Here is a 20,562-nt window from a genome sequence, read left to right on the forward strand (position 1 = left end):
TACACAAAGGATATATTATGAACATCGGTATTGATAAAATCGGATTTGCGGCGCCCGATTATGTTTTAGATTTGGCTGATTTAGCCCAAGCCCGCAATGTGGACCCAAATAAATTTAAGATTGGTCTTCTTCAGTCTGAAATGGCTGTAGCTCCTATCACTCAAGATATTATCAGTCTTGGGGCAAAGGCTGCCGAAACCATTCTGACAGAAGAAGATAAACAAACCATTGACATGGTTATTGTCGGTACAGAATCTAGCGTAGATCAAAGTAAGGCTGCTGCCGTCACCATTCATGGATTACTTGGTATTCAGCCCTTCGCTCGCTCCATCGAGATGAAGGAGGCTTGTTACGGTGCAACGGCTGGACTAAGTCTTGCCAAAAGCCATATCGCTCAATTCCCAGAATCAAAAGTCCTAGTCATTGCTAGTGATATTGCAAAGTATGGAGTCGCTTCTGGCGGTGAACCTACGCAAGGTGCTGGTGCAGTTGCCATGTTGGTAACCGCAAACCCACGAATTTTGGTCCTCAACAATGATAATGTCTGCCAGACACGTGACATCTACGACTTCTGGCGTCCTAACTACGACAAATATCCACGTGTTGATGGTAAATTTTCAACTGAACAGTACACCGATTGCTTGACAACAACTTTCGACTACTATCAACAAAAAACAGGCAAAACCCTCAACGATTTTGCTGCCATGTGCTTACACATTCCTTTCTCCAAGCAAGGTCTTAAAGGATTACAAGCTATCACTCAGGACGCAGAAACATTGGAACGTTTGACAGAGCGTTTCCAAGAAGCAATCGTCTATAATAAGGTTGTCGGCAACATCTACACTGGCTCTATCTTCCTCTCACTCCTTTCCCTTTTGGAAAATAGCAGAGCTTTAGAGACAGGGGATCAAATCCTCTTTTATAGCTATGGTAGCGGCGCTGTCTGTGAAATTTTCAGCGGTCAACTCGTTGAAGGTTATCGCGACCACTTACAAGAAAATCGTTTAGAACAACTCAATCAGCGTACAAAACTCAGCGTTAAGGAATACGAACAAGTCTTCTTTGAAGAAATTACCCTTGATGAAACTGGTTCATCCCTTGACCTACCAGAAGACCAAACTCCCTTTGCCCTTATCAAAGTGGACAATCACAAACGTATCTATCGTAAATAGAAGCCAAAACGGCGCCCTTTGGCTCTCACCAAGGGGCGCTTTCCTATAGAAAGAGGAACCTATGTCAACTTTTTCCGGATTTTATAAAAAATCACGCCAAGAGCGCATTGATATTCTCCGTCAGAATCGTTCCCTATCCGAAGATAGCTTAGACGTTCTATACAAAGACGAAAACCTGCCAGAAGCAATTGCGGGAAAGATGGCAGAAAATCATCTAGGAACGTTTTCCTTACCTTTTTCTGTACTTCCAGAACTTCTAGTGGATGGACAAACTTATTCTGTACCGATGGTTACTGAAGAACCTTCTGTGGTTGCAGCTGCGTCTTTCGGAGCCAAAATCATCGCTAAATCTGGCGGTTTTACAACGACTATTCACAACCGTATCATGATTGGACAAGTTGCTCTCTACGATATTTCGGACCATAGCAGAGCGACACAGGCGATTCTTGAACATAAGGAGAGTATTTTAGAAACTGCCAATCAAGCACACCCTTCTATTGTTAAACGAGGGGGCGGTGCAAGAGAATTGACTGTTGAGAGTAAGGATGAGTTTTTGATTGTCTATCTTCAGGTTGATGTACAAGAAGCCATGGGAGCCAATATCCTCAATAACATGTTAGAAGCGATTAAGGATGATTTAGAAGAGCTCAGCAAGGGACAGGCTTTGATGGGAATCCTCTCCAACTATGCAACGGAGTCACTGGTCACCGCCCAATGTCATATTGCCATCTCTAGTCTGGCTACCAGCTCTGCCATTGCTCAAGAAACTGCTCAAAAAATAGCCCTGGCAAGCAAACTGGCGCAAGCGGACCCTTATCGTGCTGCGACACATAACAAAGGGATTTTTAATGGTATAGATGCTGTCGTTATCGCTACAGGAAATGACTGGCGGGCAGTCGAAGCCGGGGCTCATGCTTATGCCAGCCGTGATGGGCAATACAAGGGGCTTTCTACTTGGTCCATTGATGGCGAGCACTTGGTCGGCTCCATCACCCTACCTCTTCCGATCGCCTCCGTCGGTGGCTCTATCGGGCTCAATCCAAAGGTAGCCGTCGCTTTTGACCTTCTCCAACAACCAAAGGCACGCCAATTAGCTTCTATCATCGCTTCTGTCGGTCTCTGTCAGAACTTTGCTGCCCTGCGTGCTCTTGTTACTTCAGGGATTCAGGCTGGTCATATGAAGCTCCAGGCAAAATCCCTAGCACTACTTGCTGGTGCCGAGGAGCATGAAGTAGACCAACTAGCCCAACTCCTGCGGAAAGAAAAGCACAGCAACCTAGAAACTGCTCAAAAATTATTAGCAAAAATGAGAGAACATTGGGAGTGGGAAAGAACTCGACCAAGATAAAAAGAGTTCGTCTTCCCACCCCCGCACAGTTGATTAGGCCAGATTTGGAGTGCAAAACACGAACAAATCTGCCAATCAACCACTGCGCTGAGATGTTGACACGAACTCTGAGTAGTGGTCCTGGGCTTTTTGCCCAGCCTCACTCTATTATTTGCTCCATACGAAACTTTTGCGGTTTCATTCCTTGGCGTTCATAAAAACGGACAGCTCCTGCATTGTCAGCCCATACATCCAAGGTAAGATTGTGGCAACCCTGCTCCTTAGCATAGGAAAGAGCAAATTCATAAAGTTGCTCGCCAATTTTTTGACTACGCGCCGAATTGGCTACACACAAATCATCAATAAACAAGGTTTTAACTGGTTCTAAAACATCGCCTGTTGCGGTAGATAATTCACAAAAAAGATGCCCAACCACTTGTCCCTCTAGCTCAAATACAAAAATAGGCTTATCTGGATTTTCCAAAAGTGCTACTAATTCAGCCTCAGAAAATTTTTGACCTGCACTTTTAAAAATATCTGATCGTGCCTGGTGATGCACCTGTAAAATATCTTGAAGCAATTCATTTAAAACTGGAATATCAGATTGTCTAGCTTTACGGATTGTCATAAAAAATCTTCCCTTTTTTATTTTTTCTATTATAACACATGTTTATTTTTTAACAAAATAGGTCTACAGACCGATGAAGAATCTGAAAATTCGAGTATACTATAGGTGTATCCTAAAATTTTTCATAAATCTCCTAAAAAATCAGCTGGTCAAGGCTGGTTTTTTTGTTGTCTAACAATCTCTAAAAATCATAATCAATTGCTCACAATCTCCTTGACAATTGCACAAATACCAGGAGACTTGATTAGCAACTTATAAAATTCTATAGTCACTTCATCATCAATTGTGCTATTATAGTCTTCTAGATGATGAAGTTTTTTTGTTAGCTGCTCAGATAAATGCTATGTCTGAGTAAGGATTGATTTTTAAAGAGTTATAACTAGGTTTCGCATCTCCATTTCATATATGGCAAGAAATTTCTCTTTCTTTCTATAGTAAATACATGTACGATTTTTCGCATTTCCAAAGAACATTTTAAGTAGCCGGGACTGCTTCGCTAAACAAGTAAACTAGGTCATATTTCGGGAAATGCTCTATGAAGTTTAATTGTTTCTTAAAAAGTAAATGGATATTTACCGTGTATCTTGTCACTAACCGTCCGATACCTTACTTCTAGCAAGTCTGCCATATCAACCAAAGTCACTCCTTTTTTCGTGCTTTATCACTATTAAGCATATTGTTCTTTTTTGAAACGAAAATTCATGTTTTTTTGTTTTCTTTTTTCTTGATGTGCGAAAAATCGTATTGCATAATAAAGAAAAGGAGTTAATCAAATGATTGAAGAACAATTAAAACATCTAATGGAATTGAGATTTGGGTCTGTCAAAGCGTTTGCTAATCAAAATGACCTTCCTTATTCGACAGTCAGATCTATTTTAAGCAGAGGTGTCATGAACTCGAATGCTGATAATGTATTTAAGATATGCTCTATATTAGAGGTTGACCCAAAAGTATTAGCTGAAGGAGGAGATTTTTCATCTTTATCGAGCCCAATCCATGTTATCTACAACCAGCTCGAACCAACTAGACAAGAAAAAGTCCTCGACTATGCCGAGGTACAGTTGGAGGAACAGAACAAGGTTACATCAATCTTTGAAGTTCATGAAGATTCTGAAGATTACATCACCGACTATGTCAAAGGATTGGTTGCAGCAGGTCACGGCACATTCCAAGAGGATAATCTCAACATGACAGTCAGACTTCGCGCAAACGATGTCCCAGAAAAATACGACACAATCGCAAAAGTGGTCGGCGACTCCATGGAGCCAATGATAAAAGATAACGATTTACTCTTTATCAATGTGACAAGCCAGGTGGAAATCAATGACAGCGGCATTTTTCAAATCAACGGCAAGAACCTTGTTAAGAAGCTTAAACGTGACTATGACGGACGCTGGTACCTACAGAGCCTAAACAATAGCTATGAAGAAATCTACTTGAACGAAGACGACGATATCAGAACTATTGGCGAGGTGGTAGATATTTATAGGGGTTAGAATCATACTATAGTATCAGTTTTCTCTAGTTTTAGACGTTTAAAGACGAATAGAAAAAAATAGAATCCATCTAAAATAGAAAAGTATCATTTTTGAAACAATTTTGTTTGACAAATATTCGCTAATGCTTTATCATATAATTATGATTAAGACTTAGCAACGCTTGCACCTTGCAGCGTACCAGTGCTAAGTCGTTTTTTGTTATATAAGGAGCAACCATGAAGCAAGGTAAGACAATTGATGAACAACTAAGTCAATTAAAAGAACATGGGTTAGATATACCGAACTATCCGAAAGCTTATAGAACCCTTCAAAATGTCAATTATTATACAATTACAGGCTATCTATTTCCCTTCAAAGATAAAATTACAGGACACTACCAACCTGGCACATCCGTAGAATTGGCTATCACACGCTATTACTTCGATAGTGAGATTAGAACGATTTTGATGTCCCTCATATCTGAAGCAGAGGAAATGCTAAAAACACGCATAGCATACAATATAGCAGTTCATCACAAAGACGATCCGCTTATCTATACAGATGTCAACTATTGGAAATCATCGAAAGATCATCAACGCTTTATGACTGACTTCCAAAAAAGCATTGCCAATAATAGCGAAGTATTGTTTGTTAAACACCACATCAATAAGTATCGAGGACAGTTTCCAATCTGGGTAGCTGTGAATTTACTGACACTTGGAAATCTAAAGTATCTCTACAGAAATATCCCTAGCAGAGATAGGAAAAATATCAGCAAAGAACTTAATCTCTCACCCGGTACTTTGGATAGCTGGATTGATAACCTACGAATACTAAGGAATAAAATTGCTCATAACATGAGACTCTATGGAGTTTCATTCATCAATACCCCTCGCTGGGAAAAGCACCACACAAAACGTCACAATACAAATAAACTGTTTGTTCATATTTTGATGCTAAGAAACCTATTGGAAGAATCTCCGACTTGGGAAACAAATAGAGCTAAAATAGTTGATATTATGAATAGATATAGCGATAAGATTCAACCAATTGACCTAGGTTTTCCTGATAATTGGCTTGATTTGCTTAACTAAAAAAACAAGCTCAAAACATCTGAAATGCTATTTACTGATTTATTCGACCAATGGAAGACTTTCTACCAGCAAGAAATCAAACGCACTTCGATCGCTTCTCTGAAGGGGAATATAAAAGAAATCAGAGAGAGTTTCGGCATTGGCGTCAAAGTAGTCAATATTGACCCAAAATACGTCCAAAATTACCTAGACAACCTGGATTGCTCCAGGAACAAGAAAGAGCGTAACAAATCCATGTTAAACCTTTCCTTTGATTATACAGTGGACCTGGATATTATCAAAAAACGTCTCTTCATACCGTGAAACATTTATGACCAAACGGGAAATGGAAATTATAGAGGAATTGGAATTCATGAATGAGCTAGAAAAAAATACCAATCCACGGTACAAGGACATGGGCTATATCTTCACGACTAAGAATGGTGTTCCAATGCAGACCAACTCTTTCAATCTAGCCTTGAAGAAAGCTAATGAGAGACTTGAGAAGCCAATTCAGAAAAACCTAACAAGCCACATCTTCCGTCATACCCTTGTCAGCCGTCTAGCAGAAAACAGAGTTCCCTTGAAAGCTATCATGGACCGTGTAGGACATGCAGACGCCAAGACAACAACCCAAATTTATACCCACGTCACTAAGAAACTCAAGGCAAATGTAGCCGAAATCATGGAAAAATACTAAAGTTTTGCCCTCTTTGACGCAAAATGCTTTTGCCCCTTATTTGCCCCTTAAACAAGAAAAAAGCCTACTGCACAACGTAGAAACGTTGATACAATAGGCTTTTTCACGTTATTCCTCGCTCTTTTATTTCTAGGCGAGGGATAAAACAGTCTATCCCCAGACTGTTTTATTTTACCGCATCCTTAAGAGCTTTACCAGCTTTGAATGCTGGAACTTTTGAAGCTGCGATTTCGATTTCTTTACCAGTTTGTGGGTTGCGACCTTTACGTGCTGAACGCTCACGAACTTCAAAGTTACCGAAACCGATCAATTGTACTTTTTCACCAGCTGCAAGGTAGTCTGCTACTGCTCCGAATACTGCATCAACAGCTGCTGCTGAGTCTTTTTTAGTCAATGAAGTTGCTTCTGCAACTTTTGCAATCAAATCTTGTTTATTAGCCATTTGCTAAGTCCTCCAATAATTTTCTGAGTTATTACTCACTTCTATATAGTACCGAATTTTAGGCGTTTGGTCAAGTTTTTAATGCTATTTTACTGTCTTTTTCTGTAGATATCAACAATGAATTGGTCGTTGTACAAATCAATCGTATTCGCCTTTCCATACAGACCAAATTTGTTCTTCAGTTCTGTCAGTTGAACCTGTACTTGCGCTTGTTCTGAGTCTATTTTTACAAAGGCAGGTAGTTTATAATTTTTTTGTAAATAGGCTAATACCTCTGCTTTCGGCAAGGATAAACTTCCAGCTGATATTTCTATTATCCGTAACAAAATACTGCCATCTTCCATTTTGCTAGGTTGAAAATAAATATAGAGTGGGATAGTCACACCAAAAATCTGATAGCTGCCTTCAAAAACAACTTGCTGACTCGTTACGAATAATTGGTAGGAAAACTCTTCCGTCTGATAATCTTTTAGATAGTTAGTGAGGGTTTGGTTGAGCTGTTCCCTATTAGTGGAGAAGGTCCCAACCTTGGTATCTTCTGTACTAGTCTGAACAAGCTTTGTTAAATCCTCTCTATCTGTTTGAATCCGTGTATAGAGGACTATTCCGCAACCAATCAACAAAGCCAACTGGGCTAAAAATAGCCATTTCCAAATATTAAGGTTCCCAGCTTTCCGTGGTCTCATTCATTCTCTCCAATATCGCTTTTTTCATAATCTCATATCCAGTATTATTGGGATGAAAACTGTCTTCCTCATACAGTAAATTATTGGTAACTTGGCTACCATTTTGACTAATACCAGCTTCCCCTTCCAATCCTTTATAGAGCAAATCATTGATTGGAACAAAGTAGACATGTTGATATTTTTCAGTTATCTGTTCTGTCATAGTATTCCAATTATCAACAATTGTCTGCATTTCTGTCAATTCAGGAAAATTGAGGTAGAGTGGATTGTAAATCCCGACAACATAGATGGGAAGATTTGGATTATTCTTACACGCTGTCTTAATAATTGTATCCAATCGTTTTCCGTAATCTTTTGCGGGCTTATCAAAAGTTGAAACTTTGAGATTGGCAATGTTTTTAATAATAGCCTTGCGCAAATCGTTGCCACCAACTGTCAGAGTTAACAGATCTGCTGTTTTTAAGTAGCTTATCAGCTCTCCATCTTCCTTCATTCGCTTAAGAATCTGATTACTGGTATTCCCAGAAACTCCGAAATTTTTATAATCTACTTCATAACCATAATCGTTAGTTAGAGATTGAGCCAACAAGGGAACAAAGCCCCCCTGTCCAGTTGTATCTCCAACACCCTCTGTCAAAGAATCACCAAGTGCCACATATCGAAAACTGATTTTTTCTGATACGGTAAGCTCTTGTCTGGAGATACGAGATGAGGCAACAGGAATGAGTTGATGAAATAGAAAAATCGACCCTAGAATTGCCAGAAAAAAGAAAACAAAGCCTTGAATCAACTTCCTGTTATTCATAACGAATCAAAATAGCCCAGGCATCCTCACCGGTATGAGTTTGAATAATGGAGCCTGTCTCTAAGACAGAAATTTCTTTTGAGACGTACTCTTGTAATTGACTCTTCATTTCATTTGCAAAATCTGCCGTTCCTGAATAGGAAATACCAATCTCGGCTACTTTTTTATCTGCTAGAGTTGCCGTGAACTCTTCCAGCCATTTTTTAAAGGTCTTATTGCCTCGTCCCTTGACAATCGGAGTTAGCTGATGGTCTTTCATTTCCATGATGACACGGATATTGAGTAGGCTACTCAACATCCCTTGAACACGTCCAATACGACCACCCTTGACTAGATTTTCTAGGGTTGATACACCGATGTATAATTCCGTTTTTTCTTTGACTGCTTCAATAGCTGCAAGAATTTCTTCTTTGCTGGCACCAGCTTGTGCCATGCGTGCTGCTTCTACAACTTGGAATTTTTCAGCCTGATCTGTAAAGCTTGAATCAAGTATTGTCACATCAGCACCAGAAAGGGTTGCTCCTTGTCTAGCAGCTTCTACTGTCCCTGACAAGGCATGCGACAAGAGAATGGCAATAATCTGACTGCCGTCTTTAGCCAATTCAGCAAAAGTTTCCGCAAAGAGTCCTACTGGGGGCTGACTTGTTTTTGGCAAGTTTTTTGACCCACGCATGAGCTCCAAGAATTCTCCTTCTTTTAAATCGTTGTCAGAGTATACGACTCCGTCAACCATTACAGATAATGGAACAACTGTTATATTCAATTCTTCGACCAAACTGGGTTCGATAGTCGTACTTGAATCCGTAACAATCTTAATCTTTGACATATTTCATCCTACAATTCTCTTCAATTTTGCCATCTATTATAACAAATTTTGACTAAAAAATAAACTTTGGACATAAGCAAAAAGGCTAGTCACCTAACCTTTTTCTACTAATTCTTTTGCTTGATTACGGGCTGCATCTGTGATTTTGTCACCGGCTAACATCTTGGCAATTTCCTCAATACGCTCTTCTTTAGTCAAGAGACGGACACGAGAAACGGTTGAATGTTCGTCGGATATTTTCTCAATAAAGAACTGATAATCTGCAATAGCAATGACTTGTGGTAGATGAGAAATCGCCAATACTTGCCCATATTGTCCGATTTTGTAAATTTTCTGGGCAATTGCCTGGGCCACACGTCCAGATACCCCTGTATCCACCTCATCAAAGACAATAGATGTTTTACCTTCTTTACGGGCAAAGGCTGACTTAATGGCCAACATCAAGCGAGACAATTCTCCTCCAGAAGCCACCTTAACCAGAGGTTTGAAGTCTTCACCTGGGTTGGTGGAGATGTAAAATTCTACCGTTTCATTTCCTTCTCGATTAAATTTTCCTTTGGTAAATCGAACTTGGAAACGAGCTTTCTCCATATACAAGTCTTGCAATTCTTGGCGGATAATATCTTCTAAAACAACAGCCAATTCATGGCGTGATTGGCTGAGCTGACCTGCTCGTTCAACCAATTCTTTCTCTAAGTTCTTAAGCTGAACTTCCAAATCATCACCAGATAAATCATTGCCTGTCAATAGATTGTATTCTTCGCTGATTTTACTAAAATAGTCCAAAACATCATCGACAGTTCCACCATATTTCTTCGTAATGGTATTGAGCAAATCCAGGCGACTTTCCAATTGCAAGAGACGATTGCCATCAAAGTCTAGATTGTCCACCACATCACTGAGACGCTTGGTCACATCTTCAACGACATAATAAGCTTCTGTCAGGCTAGAAGAGAGCTGTTTGTAGTCTGGATCAAATTCTTCCAGACTTTGCAGGTCACTCATAGCCGAGCGCAAGTTGTTCAAGCTTGAAAAATCTTCATTGTCTAACAGTGCATAGGCATTGGTCAGTGTATCTGCAATTTGTTTGTGGTTGAGCAGTTTATCGCGTTCCTGATTGAGTTGAATATCTTCGCCAGACTTCAAATCTGCTGCTTCGATTTCAGCAATTTGGTATTCCAACATCTCAATCCGCGCCTTGTGTTCTTGCTCATTTTTTTGCTTTTCAAGAACTCGTTTACGAAGACTACGATAGGCATCAAAGGTTGTCTGATAACGGTCTTTAAGACTCCAAAACTCAGCTTCTCCGAAACTGTCCAAAAGACGGATATGGTGTTGGGACTTCATCAATTCTTCCTGGTCATGTTGACCATGAATATCTACTAAATATTGCCCAATCTGTTTCAAGACAGATAAATTGACCATTTGTCCATTGACACGGCTAACCGAACGGCCATTTTGTAGGATTTCACGACGGATAATGAGTTCGTCAGCTACTTCAATCCCCTGTTCAAGCAAAATCTGCTCGAGAGCTCTGCTATTTTCAAAGGAAAAAAGCCCTTCAATCTCAGCCTTGGCGGCCCCGTGTCTGATAACATCTGTCGTCGCACGCGCCCCTAGCATCAGATTCATGGCATCAATGATAATGGATTTACCTGCACCTGTTTCACCAGATAGGATGGTCATCCCGTTTTCAAAATTCAGTGATACCTGCTCAATAATGGCGAAGTTTTTAATGGACACTTCTAGTAACATGGCTACCACCCTCTAACCGTCTGTTCAATTTGCGAAATAATACCTTCGTTTGTAACAATGAGCAGAATACTGTCATCATCAGCAATCACTGAAAAAACATGTTCTTGAAATTGTTCCAAAATCTGGCGTTTGACCACAGCAGAACTTCCGGGTACCAGACGGAGATTAATCATTTTATCCATCACTGAGACTTCAAAAACATTCTGCGATTTTACCTTAACAAGACCTGCCTTTGGTAAACCGTAAATATATCCCTTATCTGCTGATGGAACCTTAATAATGCCAAGTTCCTTGATATCACGTGAAACCGTTGCTTGTGTCGCATTGACACCCATTGCTTCTAGACGTTCAACAATTTCTTCCTGTGTATCAATAGGAAATCGGACTACCAAATCTTTAATGACTTCTAATCGTTCTCGTTTATTCATCCTTTTTAAATTCCTCATGTGCTTGATAGACTGTAGTTGTTATGACCTCTTTATCAATCTGGTTTGGTTGTGTTGATTTTTCTAAGTGCGCTAAAAATTCGATATTGCCATGACCACCTTGAACAGGGGAAAAGCTAAGGGCTTTGACTGAGAAGCCTGTTTCCACGGCCATTTTTGTCACTTCTTCCAATACTTTCAAGTGAACGGATTTATCTTTGACAATGCCATTTTTCCCAATCTGCTCACGTCCAGCCTCGAATTGGGGTTTGACCAGGGCAACAACCTGGCCGCCCTCCGCTAAAATACGATGGAGTGCTGGTAAAATCAGACTCAATGAGATAAAGCTGACGTCAATGGACGCAAAACTTGGTTGCCCTGCTTCAAAATCAGCTAACTCAGCATAGCGGAAATTGTACTGTTCCATGCTGATCACACGCTCATCCTGACGTAATTTCCAAGCGAGTTGATTGGTCCCTACATCCACTGCATAGACCTGCTTGGCACCAGCCTGCAACATAACATCCGTAAATCCGCCTGTCGAAGCCCCAATATCAATCGTTGTTTGCCCCTCAACTGATAATTGGAAAACCTGCAAGGCTTTCTCCAATTTGAGACCACCACGGCTGACATACTTGAGTTTTTCTCCCTTGAGTTTGAGTTCAATTCCCTCATCAATCTTCTCGCCGGGTTTATCATAGCGTTCGCCATTGATCACCGACACAACCAGTCCCGCCATAACACCGCGCTTGGCCTGCTCCCGCGTCTCGAAAAGCCCCTGTTTATAAGCTAGTACATCTACTCTTTCCTTAGCCATTGATTCGTAAACTTTCTATGATTTCTTTGATTTTTTCTGTTGAAAATGGGACTTGTTTAGCCACTTGATCTAGCTCGCCGATTGCTTGATTCAAGCTATCTTCTAGAAATACTTTTGAGGCTTCCAAGCCCATTAGGGCAGGGTAGGTAGACTTCTCAGCCACTACATCTTTTTGGGGAGTTTTTCCGATTTCCTCAAAAGTGGCGGTCACATCCAAAATATCATCCCGAACTTGAAAGGCTAGACCAACTAATTGACCTGCTTGTCGCAAATGGTTGATTACCACATTCGATTGTCCTGCAATCAAACCTGCTGCTACAAAGGGAAAGGTCAATAATTTCCCTGTCTTATTGGCATGAATGGCTTGTAATTGCTCTAAGGTCAAATCCTTCCCTTCGCCTGCCATATCCAATACTTGACCAGCAACCATTCCAAAGGTCCCAGATGCCTGGGAAAGCTCTCTCACGAGAGCAAGGGTGGTCTCAGCTGGTAAATCAACTTGAGCTAGGAAACCAAATGGATCTAGAAAGAGACTATCCCCTGCTAAAATAGCTGTTGCTTCATCGTAAACCTTGTGGTTGGTCAAGCGACCACGACGGTAATCATCATTATCCATAGCAGGCAGGTCATCGTGAATCAAACTTCCCGTATGGATCAACTCGACACATGCTGCCACTTGGTAATGAGCTTGTTTTAATTCCATTCCAAAGGACTCTAAGATGGTCAATAAAAGCAAGGGGCGGATTCGTTTCCCGCCAGCCTGTAGCGAATAAAGAACCGATTGGTTGAGGCGTTCTGCTACCTGAGGTTGGTAAAAGTCTGCCATGGCTTCCTCAAGTCGCTGCAATTTACTGGCAACCATTAGTCCATCTCCGCTTCACTGCCATCCGCCTGCATGACCTTGACCAAGGTCTTTTCAGCTTCTGCTAGTGTCTTTTGTAGGTCTTTCGATAGGACCATTCCTTTTTGAAACTCAGCAAGTGCTTCTTCCAGGGCCACATCGCCTCGCTCCAATTTGGTTACGATTCCTTCTAATTCAGCTAAGTTTTCTTCAAATGTTTTCGTCTGTTTGGACATGTTTTACCTCCACATCAAGTTGACCATCCTTCATCTGGATGGTTAGGTTTTCACCCATTTGTACATTTTCTACACTATCAATCACCCGACCATCTTGACGAATCATGGCGTAGCCACGGGCCACGATGCGACTGGTATCCAGCATGGTCAAGGCTTCAATCAGCTTATCCGCCTTGGCCATCTTATTATCATAGATATTGGCCATGTTGCTCTTCAAGAGTCGTTCCTGCTGGATAATTCTCTCTTGGAAACTCTCTACTTTACGACCTGGATGCACACCTTGTAATCGTTGCTGTAGTAGGAGACTAGCCTGTTTCTGCTGGCTATATAGTTCTTTCATCCGTGTCTGCAATTGATTGGTCAAGCGGTCTAATTTTTGTAAATAACCATCATACAGGCGTTCAGGCTGGCGGAACATGACTGACTGGCTAATTTTTTCAAGCTGACCTCTCAGGAATTTCAAACGATTTGTCATGGCCTGATAGGCTCTATTTTCCTGCTGATTGAGGTAGCCCAGTAAGTCTGCCTTGGTCACAGGCGTTGCTAATTCTGCGGCAGCTGTTGGAGTAGCAGCTCGTTTATCTGCTACAAAATCAGCCAAGGTTGTATCGGTTTCATGCCCAACACTTGAGATAATAGGAATTCTGGATTCAAAAATTGCCCGAACCACAATTTCCTCATTGAATGCCCAAAGGTCTTCGATAGAACCACCACCACGACCAACGATGAGAACATCTAAGTCATCCCGTTCATTGGCTCTTTGAATATTAGTAACAACCTCCTGAGCAGCACCATCTCCTTGCACCTTGGTCGGATAGAGAACAATCTCTACGCCTGGAAAACGTCGGCTAACGGTTGTGATAATATCCTGAATAACAGCTCCACTCGGACTGGTAATAACACCAATTTTCTTGGTAAACCGAGGGAGGGTCTGTTTAAATTCTTCTTTAAATAAACCTTCCTGTGTCAGAGCTTGTTTGAGCTGTTCAAACTTGATAGCCAAGGCTCCAATACCATCTGGCTCAGCTTTTTCAATGACAATGGAATAAGAACCATTTGGTTCATAGAGCTGAATGCGCCCGATGACATTGATTTTCATTCCCTCTTCAAGCTCAAAGCCCAGATTCTTATAGACGCCTGCCCACATGGTGGCTTGGATGACAGCCTTGTCATCCTTGAGCGAAAAATATTGATGGCTAGGGCGTTTACGGAAGTTGGACACTTGACCTGTCAAATACACCTTCTCCAAATACGGATCGCGGTCAAACTTTAATTTTAAATACTTAGTTAGATGACTAACCGATAAATATTCAACCATGTCCACTCCTTCTATATTGTATCCCTACTATTATACCAAATTTTGCACTTTTATACAGAACTAGGCCTATTATTTCCGATAGCTTTCCTGTGTTTTTTTCAACAATTTGCTATATAATAGTTTGTAAGAATATAAGAACCTGGATTCACAGTCTAATGCGTAAAAACACTTTACTTGTGAATACGGGTTCTAAGAATCATTATGCAGATTCTAAGGAGATTTATATGAAAATTGATGATTTACGAAAAAGTTCTAATATTGAGGACCGCAGGGGACAATCCAGTTCTAACTCATCTTTCTCGTCTGGTTCATCTGGCGGAAATGTCCTATTGGGACTACTCTTTTCACGACTTGGTTGGAAAGGAAAACTACTTGTTCTTGTCCTTTTATTAGCCTTCGGAGGCATGTCAAACCTTGGTGGGTTGCTTTCCCCATCAACAGGGACTAATCCTTACCAATCGAGTCAAGTCACAACGACTGGTACAGATGTGTCTGATGCAGATGCTGAATTTATGAGTAAGGTTTTAGGATCGACAGAAGATTTTTGGACCCAAGAATTTAAAGCCAATGGTTTAACCTACAATGCACCGACTATGGTTTTCTATACTAACCAGACCCAAACCGGGTGTGGAGTTGGTTCCGCCCAAGCCGGTCCATTCTATTGCTCTGCTGACCGCAAGATTTATATTGATACTTCTTTCTATCAAGAATTATCTAGCAAATATAAGGCTGCTGGTGACTTTGCCATGGCTTATGTCATCGCTCATGAAGTTGGTCACCATGTTCAAAATGAATTAGAAGTTCTTGGGGCTTACCATCAAAAACGGGCTCAACTATCCGATAAGGAAGGCAATGCGCTAAATGTTCGCCTAGAATTGCAAGCTGACTATTATGCAGGAGCCTGGGCCAAATATGTTGATGGACAAGGCATCTTGGATGCTAGTGATATTGACGAAGCTATGAATGCTGCCCATGCAGTTGGTGACGATACTCTTCAACAGGAAGCCTATGGCCGTACTGTTCCAGACAGTTTTACCCACGGCACTTCTGAGCAAAGGAAAAAATGGTTTAATCTCGGTTATACCTATGGTGACCTTGCTCACGCCGATACATTCTCCGTAGAGAACCCTTAACCTCTACGCTATCAATAAAAGCTCCTGTAAAATTGCAGGAGCTTTTATCAATACAGTCTACTCATACAGCCGAGATTGACTGCCGATTTATTTTTTACGTCCAGTTAATTCTCTGGTACGATGTTGTTTTTTATGCTCTTTGTGTGAGTGACGGTTCTTTTTCGAACGATCTTTTTTTCGTTCTTTCTCTTTCTTCTCTTTAGGAACCTTCTCTGTTCGTGGCGCTACTACTTCTAATCCCGCAGCAGAAGCAATTTGATCACCATAAATATAGTGAGTATACTTATTGAAATTCTTTATCACTGCGATGAGAGAGAAGGGCTTTTCTGATTGCTTTTCTATTTCTGTCTCTATTTTGTAAGTGACAGTCTGCACATCTCTGCGGTAGTCTCGAAAGAAAATTTTGGAGAAACGATTTTCGTCCTTCCATTTATTAAATATAGCATTACCCATAAGCCCTGCAGACCAGCCCCATTGCGCATCAAATTCTCCCTTTCCATTTTCAAATGCCCTATACTCATCTCCACCAGCACCTTCTGACTTATAGTGATTTAAAATATCCGTATTACTTTGATCCACTAACTTAGTTAGTTTTAAGCCGTCTGGAAGGATAAAATAGTATCCGCCAATCGATTCATAGAATGCCCAGTCTCTAGATTTGAAAGTCACTTCCCACTCAATTTTTTTATCGGTTACAGAAGTTGCTTCTATCGAAACGGATTGCTGTATTTGAAATGGTTTACCTGGATAGTTCGTATCTTGAATATAGGCTGGTTGTTTCTCATTCGGCAATTCTGGAGTAACAGGGAGGGATTCCATATCCAAATTATGTTCAGCTGACCTTACAGCACGCGGTGTAAATTCAGAAAGGGTTGAATCCTCAGCCTTTGTTTCTGGGGTTGCTTCAGCCTTTGGCTCAGAAATGACATTCTCAACTTCCTCTAGGTTAGAAGACTGGTTTGGAACTTCATCATCTAGAATTTCTCCATTCTCAACTTCTTTTGTAGCTTGCTCTTCAACCATCAACGGCTGTTCATCTAGCATTTGGTTAGAATCTATCGTCACAAGGCTTGCATCGGTTGATGCCTCCGTATCCGCCTTGATATGTGATACATTTGCAGTCATAGTAACACCTAATAGGGCACTGCTTACTAGTAATCCAGCTATCATTTTTGTTTTTTTCATAAAATACTTTAACCTCTCTTCATTAATTATTTTCGACAATTTTCCTTCCAAAATCTATCCTGCTATTTGATACGACCGTTTCTTTTTCCAGCAGATTTTCTTCTCGTATTCGTCCATGCAGGATCCCCATATAGATTGGAAAGAGAAAAATTAAACTATACTTCGCATGGCATAGTAAGGCAAGCCCTACTAATTCTGGAATAATGATTAGAAAAATATTCGGATGTCTTACGGTTTGAAATAGCCAATGATGGATAGAATGGTAGGTTTCCCCGAATAGTTGCCCAACTGTCCACTTGTCTCCTAAAATTCTTCTCAGATAATATAAGGTTGCCATCGCAGAAAATAACATCACGAACCCCAATCCACTAAACCAGTCAAATAGGGGCTGTTTTATTAGTGTTTCACATAAGCATGAAAAGTAAAATACCATATGTGCAACTAACCGCCATTTGACATTGTGGATGTTGTCTTCTATTCCACCAGTAAGCACTGTTTTCTCTTCATTTTCAAGAGCTATTCGCAAACAATATAGCCTCAGCAAAACAACCAAACCGACTGAAAAAATAATCACGATAATCCCTCCTTCTACTATTGAATTACAGACTTAGTATATCAAGTCAATCCATTTTCACCCTGCCCATGTTCTATTTTTTATTTATTTTTGTTGGTTGATTAGTGGAGTGACCCTAGCTGGTGAAAAATCAAAAAAATTCCTGAGTCAGTACATTCGAACTCAGGAATTTTTTATGATTTTCATACTTGGTAGCTACGATTGCTAATTTAAAAGAAATTACTCTTCTTTCTTTTTGTTTTTAAATACATACACAAAAGTTGAAAGAGTGGCCAGGGCTGCTCCTAACCAAGTTAAGCTACCGCTCGCTTCTCCAGTATTTGGCAAAGTCTCTTTGCCCTTCTGAGATTTCTTACCATCTGACATTTCAGCCATTGGCTGTTTGACCGCTGGTGATGTTGTTTTTGACCCTTGTGACTCGGGTTTCATCTTCTCAGAAGGATTATCCGTTTTTTGAGATTCTTTTGCCATCTGATCTTCTTGTTTTGGCTTAGCCATTTTCTGAATATCAGATTTTCCTTTTTCAGATTCTTTAGGAACCTCAATCTTAGGAGTTTCAGTTTGTGGAATCTCTTTTTTCGGAGCTTCTTCTTTCGGAGTCTCTACTTTTGGTTGTTCTAACTTTGGTGTATCTTGTTTAGGATTATCTGCCTTAGGCATTTTCTCCTCAGGAATGACCATCTCTGGTTGTTCCTTTTTAGGTGTCTCCTTCTTCGGAACTTCTGGCTGCGGCATGTCCATGTGTGACTTCTCGTTAGTAACTTTAACATCTACCAGAGCAATATCATACGAATGATCATCATAGATGACCTTCACATTTACCCCATATTGCCCTTCTACTAGCGGAACTTCTCCAACAATTTCTTTTGTAATTGGACCAGCTTCTTGAGGAACTGTGACAGCATCTAAGATTTTTTTCTCCGCAACTTCTTTTGAGGTTCCTACTGGATACGCTACCCAGTCAACCATTGAAACAATCGGTTCATAAAGTTCATCCTTAGTCTTATTGGGCACCATTTCTTCTTTCTTTGGACTTTCAGGTGCTGGAGTCGGTGGCACTACCTCTGGTGTTTCTGGTACACGAGGCATCTCTGGTACTTCTGGAGTTTTAGGTTGTTCTGGTTCTGGAGCAGGAGATGGCATTTCTGGACTTTGTGGCATGAGCTTCGGCTGCATTTCTTCTACTTTTGGTTCAACCTTTGGCATCTCAGACATACGAGGTTGCTCTGGACTTCGAGGCATATCTTCATTCGGTTTGTCAGTCTGGTTAGATGTCACATGAACATCAACTAAAGTGACATCGTACGACTTATCATCGTAAATGACCTTTACATTTACTCCGTATTGCCCTGCTGCCAATGGAACGTCCCCAACGATTTCTTTGGTAACAAATCCAGCTTTTTCAGGAACCGTTACTGCATCAAGAATTTTCTTCTCCGCTTCTTCCTTCGAAGTTCCTACAGGATAAACCACCCATTTGTCTGTTTGGACAATTGGCTCATAGATCTCATCTTTGGTTTTATTTGGCGCCATGTCTTCTTTCTTAGGACTTTCAGGAGATGGACTTGGCGCTGGTACTTCCGGCTGTTCTGGTACAGAAGGCATCTTCGGTTGTTCTGGTGTACCAGGTTTCTCTGTTTCCGATGCCTTCGGATCAACCATCGGTTTTTCTGGAGTAGATGGTGATTTAGGTGTTTCGGGTTTAAATTCTTCAATCTTCTTGACAATAGGGACTACTGTCAGCGAAGAAGTTATGGCATCTGTTTCAAGAATCGTTTTATTGCTGCCATCTACTTTCCACCCCTCCAATTTATATCCTTTAGGAATAACTAATGTTCCTTTTGGGGTATCATTAGTCGGTTTTTTGACTATTTTTGGCAATGCAACTTTTAATAGTGAACCTACAGGAACAGTTACAGAATACGAGCCTTTATAAAAGTAATAAGTTGCATCTGCCAAAGAATCTACATCCTTAAAAGTGATAGAAACCTTATCTATTGTTTTCGGTTCCAACGTTGGGACTTCTGATTTCTTATCTACCTCAGGAGCATTGTCTGGTACTACCATTCTTATTCCAGCAGCAGATACAACCTCTGATAAGAAACCAAAGTATTTCATAACAGCTATGACAGGGAGAGTCTTTACATTTGTATTCTCAATTTTAGCTGTCAATTCGTAGGTCACTTTATCTGTATGGCTTGACGGAGCTTTAAGGAAATAGATCTTGGAACTTTCATTTCTCCAATCAGATAACTTCCCTCTCACATTCCCTACTGACCATTCCCATTGGGCATGGAAATCACTATCACCGCTCCCTTTTTCTTCTTTACTAAAAAAGCGATAGCTATCAGAAGAAGAGTTGTTGGATGAATTAACCATTTTAGGGAATCTATCTAATATATCTGTTTTTTCCCCCTCTACAATCTTTGTCACTTGCAAACTCTTAGGAAGAATAAAATAATATCCCCCGCGTCCTCGGTCAAAAGACCAATTCTTAGTATCGAATGTCACCTTCCATGTAGCTTCATTATTATCCACCTTTACAGGCTCAATTGATACTGATTTTTTATAATAATCACCTTGATCATTACCGCTAAAATTTGTCCCCTGAATTAATCCTTCCTCATCATTTAGGGGAGCCTCCTCCCCCTCTACTACGTTTTTCGATTCTGATAATGAAACTAGCTCTTCATTTGAAACTAGTTCCAAATCTACATTTTCTTTTTTATCTTCTTCTTTCAAAGAAGACTCAGCATTAGTTGAAGGATTATTATCTGTAACCATAACCGCTTCTTCCAATACTGGAGATGGACTATTTTCAGATGTCACGGAAATCTCTTCACTATTTGACTTTGGCGCTTCGGTCACAGCTACTTCTGTAAGCTCTGTCCCTTCTGCTTTGACCAATGATGTTGGATAAAGTAATAAACCACCCAATACCGTTGTACTTAATAATAAGCCTGATATTACTTTTTGCTTGCTCATAATTTGCTCCTTTTAAAAAAACGCATAATCTTTACAAAATACCTGTTTTCAAACTGGAAATTATCCTACCGTTCTTAAATCAATTGCCGATGCACAGCCTTCCTTGGGTCAGTAGTAATTCCTAAAAAACGATATTTAAACTAAATTAATGTAACC

The 20,562-nt window shown here is 40.5% G+C and carries 19 protein-coding genes and 1 pseudogene; 6 read left to right on the plus strand and 14 right to left on the minus strand.

What is annotated here, in order from left to right:
• The first annotated feature begins 17 nt into the window (after window positions 1-17).
• Together K5Q34_RS04810 and K5Q34_RS04815 are read left to right on the plus strand one after the other, a co-directional pair.
• Window positions 18-1,172: a hydroxymethylglutaryl-CoA synthase gene (locus tag K5Q34_RS04810; RefSeq protein WP_024406372.1), complete on the plus strand. Its 1,155-nt coding sequence runs from the start codon at window positions 18-20 to the stop codon at window positions 1,170-1,172.
• A gap of 61 nt (window positions 1,173-1,233) precedes the next feature.
• Window positions 1,234-2,520, plus strand: a complete 1,287-nt coding sequence (locus K5Q34_RS04815; protein WP_221864599.1) for a hydroxymethylglutaryl-CoA reductase, degradative — start codon at window positions 1,234-1,236, stop codon at window positions 2,518-2,520.
• A 139-nt stretch (window positions 2,521-2,659) separates the two neighbouring features.
• Here K5Q34_RS04815 and K5Q34_RS04820 read toward each other — a convergent pair whose 3' ends face one another.
• A complete protein-coding gene (locus K5Q34_RS04820) occupies window positions 2,660-3,127 on the minus strand; it encodes a GNAT family N-acetyltransferase (RefSeq protein ID WP_221864600.1) in 468 nt (155 codons plus the stop codon).
• A gap of 773 nt (window positions 3,128-3,900) precedes the next feature.
• Here K5Q34_RS04820 and K5Q34_RS04825 point away from each other — a divergent pair.
• From K5Q34_RS04825 to K5Q34_RS04835, 3 genes and pseudogenes are all read left to right on the plus strand, one after another.
• Window positions 3,901-4,623, plus strand: a complete 723-nt coding sequence (locus K5Q34_RS04825) for a S24 family peptidase (RefSeq protein WP_172115939.1) — start codon at window positions 3,901-3,903, stop codon at window positions 4,621-4,623.
• A 218-nt stretch (window positions 4,624-4,841) separates the two neighbouring features.
• Complete coding sequence (locus K5Q34_RS04830; protein WP_172115940.1) at window positions 4,842-5,699, plus strand: Abi family protein; 858 nt, start codon at window positions 4,842-4,844, stop codon at window positions 5,697-5,699.
• 6 nt (window positions 5,700-5,705) lie between these two features.
• Window positions 5,706-6,378 (plus strand): annotated as a pseudogene (locus tag K5Q34_RS04835) (tyrosine-type recombinase/integrase); the annotation flags it as partial.
• A 166-nt stretch (window positions 6,379-6,544) separates the two neighbouring features.
• Here K5Q34_RS04835 and K5Q34_RS04840 read toward each other — a convergent pair.
• The 10 genes from K5Q34_RS04840 to xseA form a co-directional block, all read right to left on the minus strand.
• Window positions 6,545-6,820, minus strand: coding sequence for an HU family DNA-binding protein (locus K5Q34_RS04840; RefSeq protein WP_024385016.1), 276 nt, complete (start codon window positions 6,818-6,820; stop codon window positions 6,545-6,547).
• 89 nt (window positions 6,821-6,909) lie between these two features.
• A complete protein-coding gene (locus tag K5Q34_RS04845) occupies window positions 6,910-7,506 on the minus strand; it encodes a YpmS family protein (RefSeq protein ID WP_024406376.1) in 597 nt (198 codons plus the stop codon).
• Window positions 7,478-8,311, minus strand: coding sequence for an SGNH/GDSL hydrolase family protein (locus K5Q34_RS04850; RefSeq protein ID WP_221864601.1), 834 nt, complete (start codon window positions 8,309-8,311; stop codon window positions 7,478-7,480). Before K5Q34_RS04850 ends, K5Q34_RS04845 begins: the two co-directional genes overlap by 29 nt.
• A complete protein-coding gene (locus K5Q34_RS04855; protein WP_044756727.1) occupies window positions 8,304-9,137 on the minus strand; it encodes a DegV family protein in 834 nt (277 codons plus the stop codon). The genes K5Q34_RS04850 and K5Q34_RS04855 overlap by 8 nt, the downstream gene beginning before the upstream one ends.
• A gap of 93 nt (window positions 9,138-9,230) precedes the next feature.
• On the minus strand, window positions 9,231-10,892 hold the full coding sequence (gene recN / locus K5Q34_RS04860; protein ID WP_105119521.1) for a DNA repair protein RecN: 1,662 nt from the start codon (window positions 10,890-10,892) through the stop codon (window positions 9,231-9,233).
• A 2-nt stretch (window positions 10,893-10,894) separates the two neighbouring features.
• On the minus strand, window positions 10,895-11,320 hold the full coding sequence (locus tag K5Q34_RS04865) for an arginine repressor (RefSeq protein ID WP_002936261.1): 426 nt from the start codon (window positions 11,318-11,320) through the stop codon (window positions 10,895-10,897).
• Window positions 11,313-12,134, minus strand: coding sequence for a TlyA family RNA methyltransferase (locus K5Q34_RS04870; RefSeq protein WP_024406379.1), 822 nt, complete (start codon window positions 12,132-12,134; stop codon window positions 11,313-11,315). Before K5Q34_RS04870 ends, K5Q34_RS04865 begins: the two co-directional genes overlap by 8 nt.
• Complete coding sequence (locus tag K5Q34_RS04875; protein ID WP_205027092.1) at window positions 12,127-12,996, minus strand: polyprenyl synthetase family protein; 870 nt, start codon at window positions 12,994-12,996, stop codon at window positions 12,127-12,129. Before K5Q34_RS04875 ends, K5Q34_RS04870 begins: the two co-directional genes overlap by 8 nt.
• A complete protein-coding gene (locus K5Q34_RS04880; RefSeq protein WP_002936269.1) occupies window positions 12,996-13,211 on the minus strand; it encodes an exodeoxyribonuclease VII small subunit in 216 nt (71 codons plus the stop codon). The genes K5Q34_RS04875 and K5Q34_RS04880 overlap by 1 nt, the downstream gene beginning before the upstream one ends.
• Entirely contained in the window at window positions 13,186-14,529 is a 1,344-nt protein-coding gene (gene xseA / locus K5Q34_RS04885; RefSeq protein ID WP_105151140.1) for an exodeoxyribonuclease VII large subunit, read from the minus strand. The genes K5Q34_RS04880 and xseA overlap by 26 nt, the downstream gene beginning before the upstream one ends.
• A 224-nt stretch (window positions 14,530-14,753) precedes the next feature.
• On the opposite strand from xseA, the gene K5Q34_RS04890 reads away from it, so the two are divergent.
• A complete protein-coding gene (locus tag K5Q34_RS04890; RefSeq protein ID WP_205027090.1) occupies window positions 14,754-15,662 on the plus strand; it encodes a neutral zinc metallopeptidase in 909 nt (302 codons plus the stop codon).
• A gap of 87 nt (window positions 15,663-15,749) precedes the next feature.
• Here K5Q34_RS04890 and K5Q34_RS04895 read toward each other — a convergent pair whose 3' ends face one another.
• The 3 genes from K5Q34_RS04895 to K5Q34_RS11940 all read right to left on the minus strand — a co-directional run bounded on the left by K5Q34_RS04895 (window position 15,750) and on the right by K5Q34_RS11940 (window position 20,406).
• The gene (locus K5Q34_RS04895) at window positions 15,750-16,847 is read right to left on the minus strand and encodes a hypothetical protein (RefSeq protein WP_221864602.1); all 1,098 of its coding nucleotides are present in this window, start codon (window positions 16,845-16,847) and stop codon (window positions 15,750-15,752) included.
• Between the two features lie 22 nt (window positions 16,848-16,869).
• Window positions 16,870-17,421, minus strand: a complete 552-nt coding sequence (locus tag K5Q34_RS11935) for an isoprenylcysteine carboxylmethyltransferase family protein (protein WP_221864603.1) — start codon at window positions 17,419-17,421, stop codon at window positions 16,870-16,872.
• 219 nt (window positions 17,422-17,640) lie between these two features.
• Window positions 17,641-20,406, minus strand: a complete 2,766-nt coding sequence (locus tag K5Q34_RS11940; protein WP_221864604.1) for an LPXTG cell wall anchor domain-containing protein — start codon at window positions 20,404-20,406, stop codon at window positions 17,641-17,643.
• Between the last annotated feature and the right edge of the window lie 156 nt (window positions 20,407-20,562).

The organism is Streptococcus sp. 2018110, from assembly GCF_019754115.1.
GTDB lineage: Bacteria > Bacillota > Bacilli > Lactobacillales > Streptococcaceae > Streptococcus > Streptococcus hashimotonensis.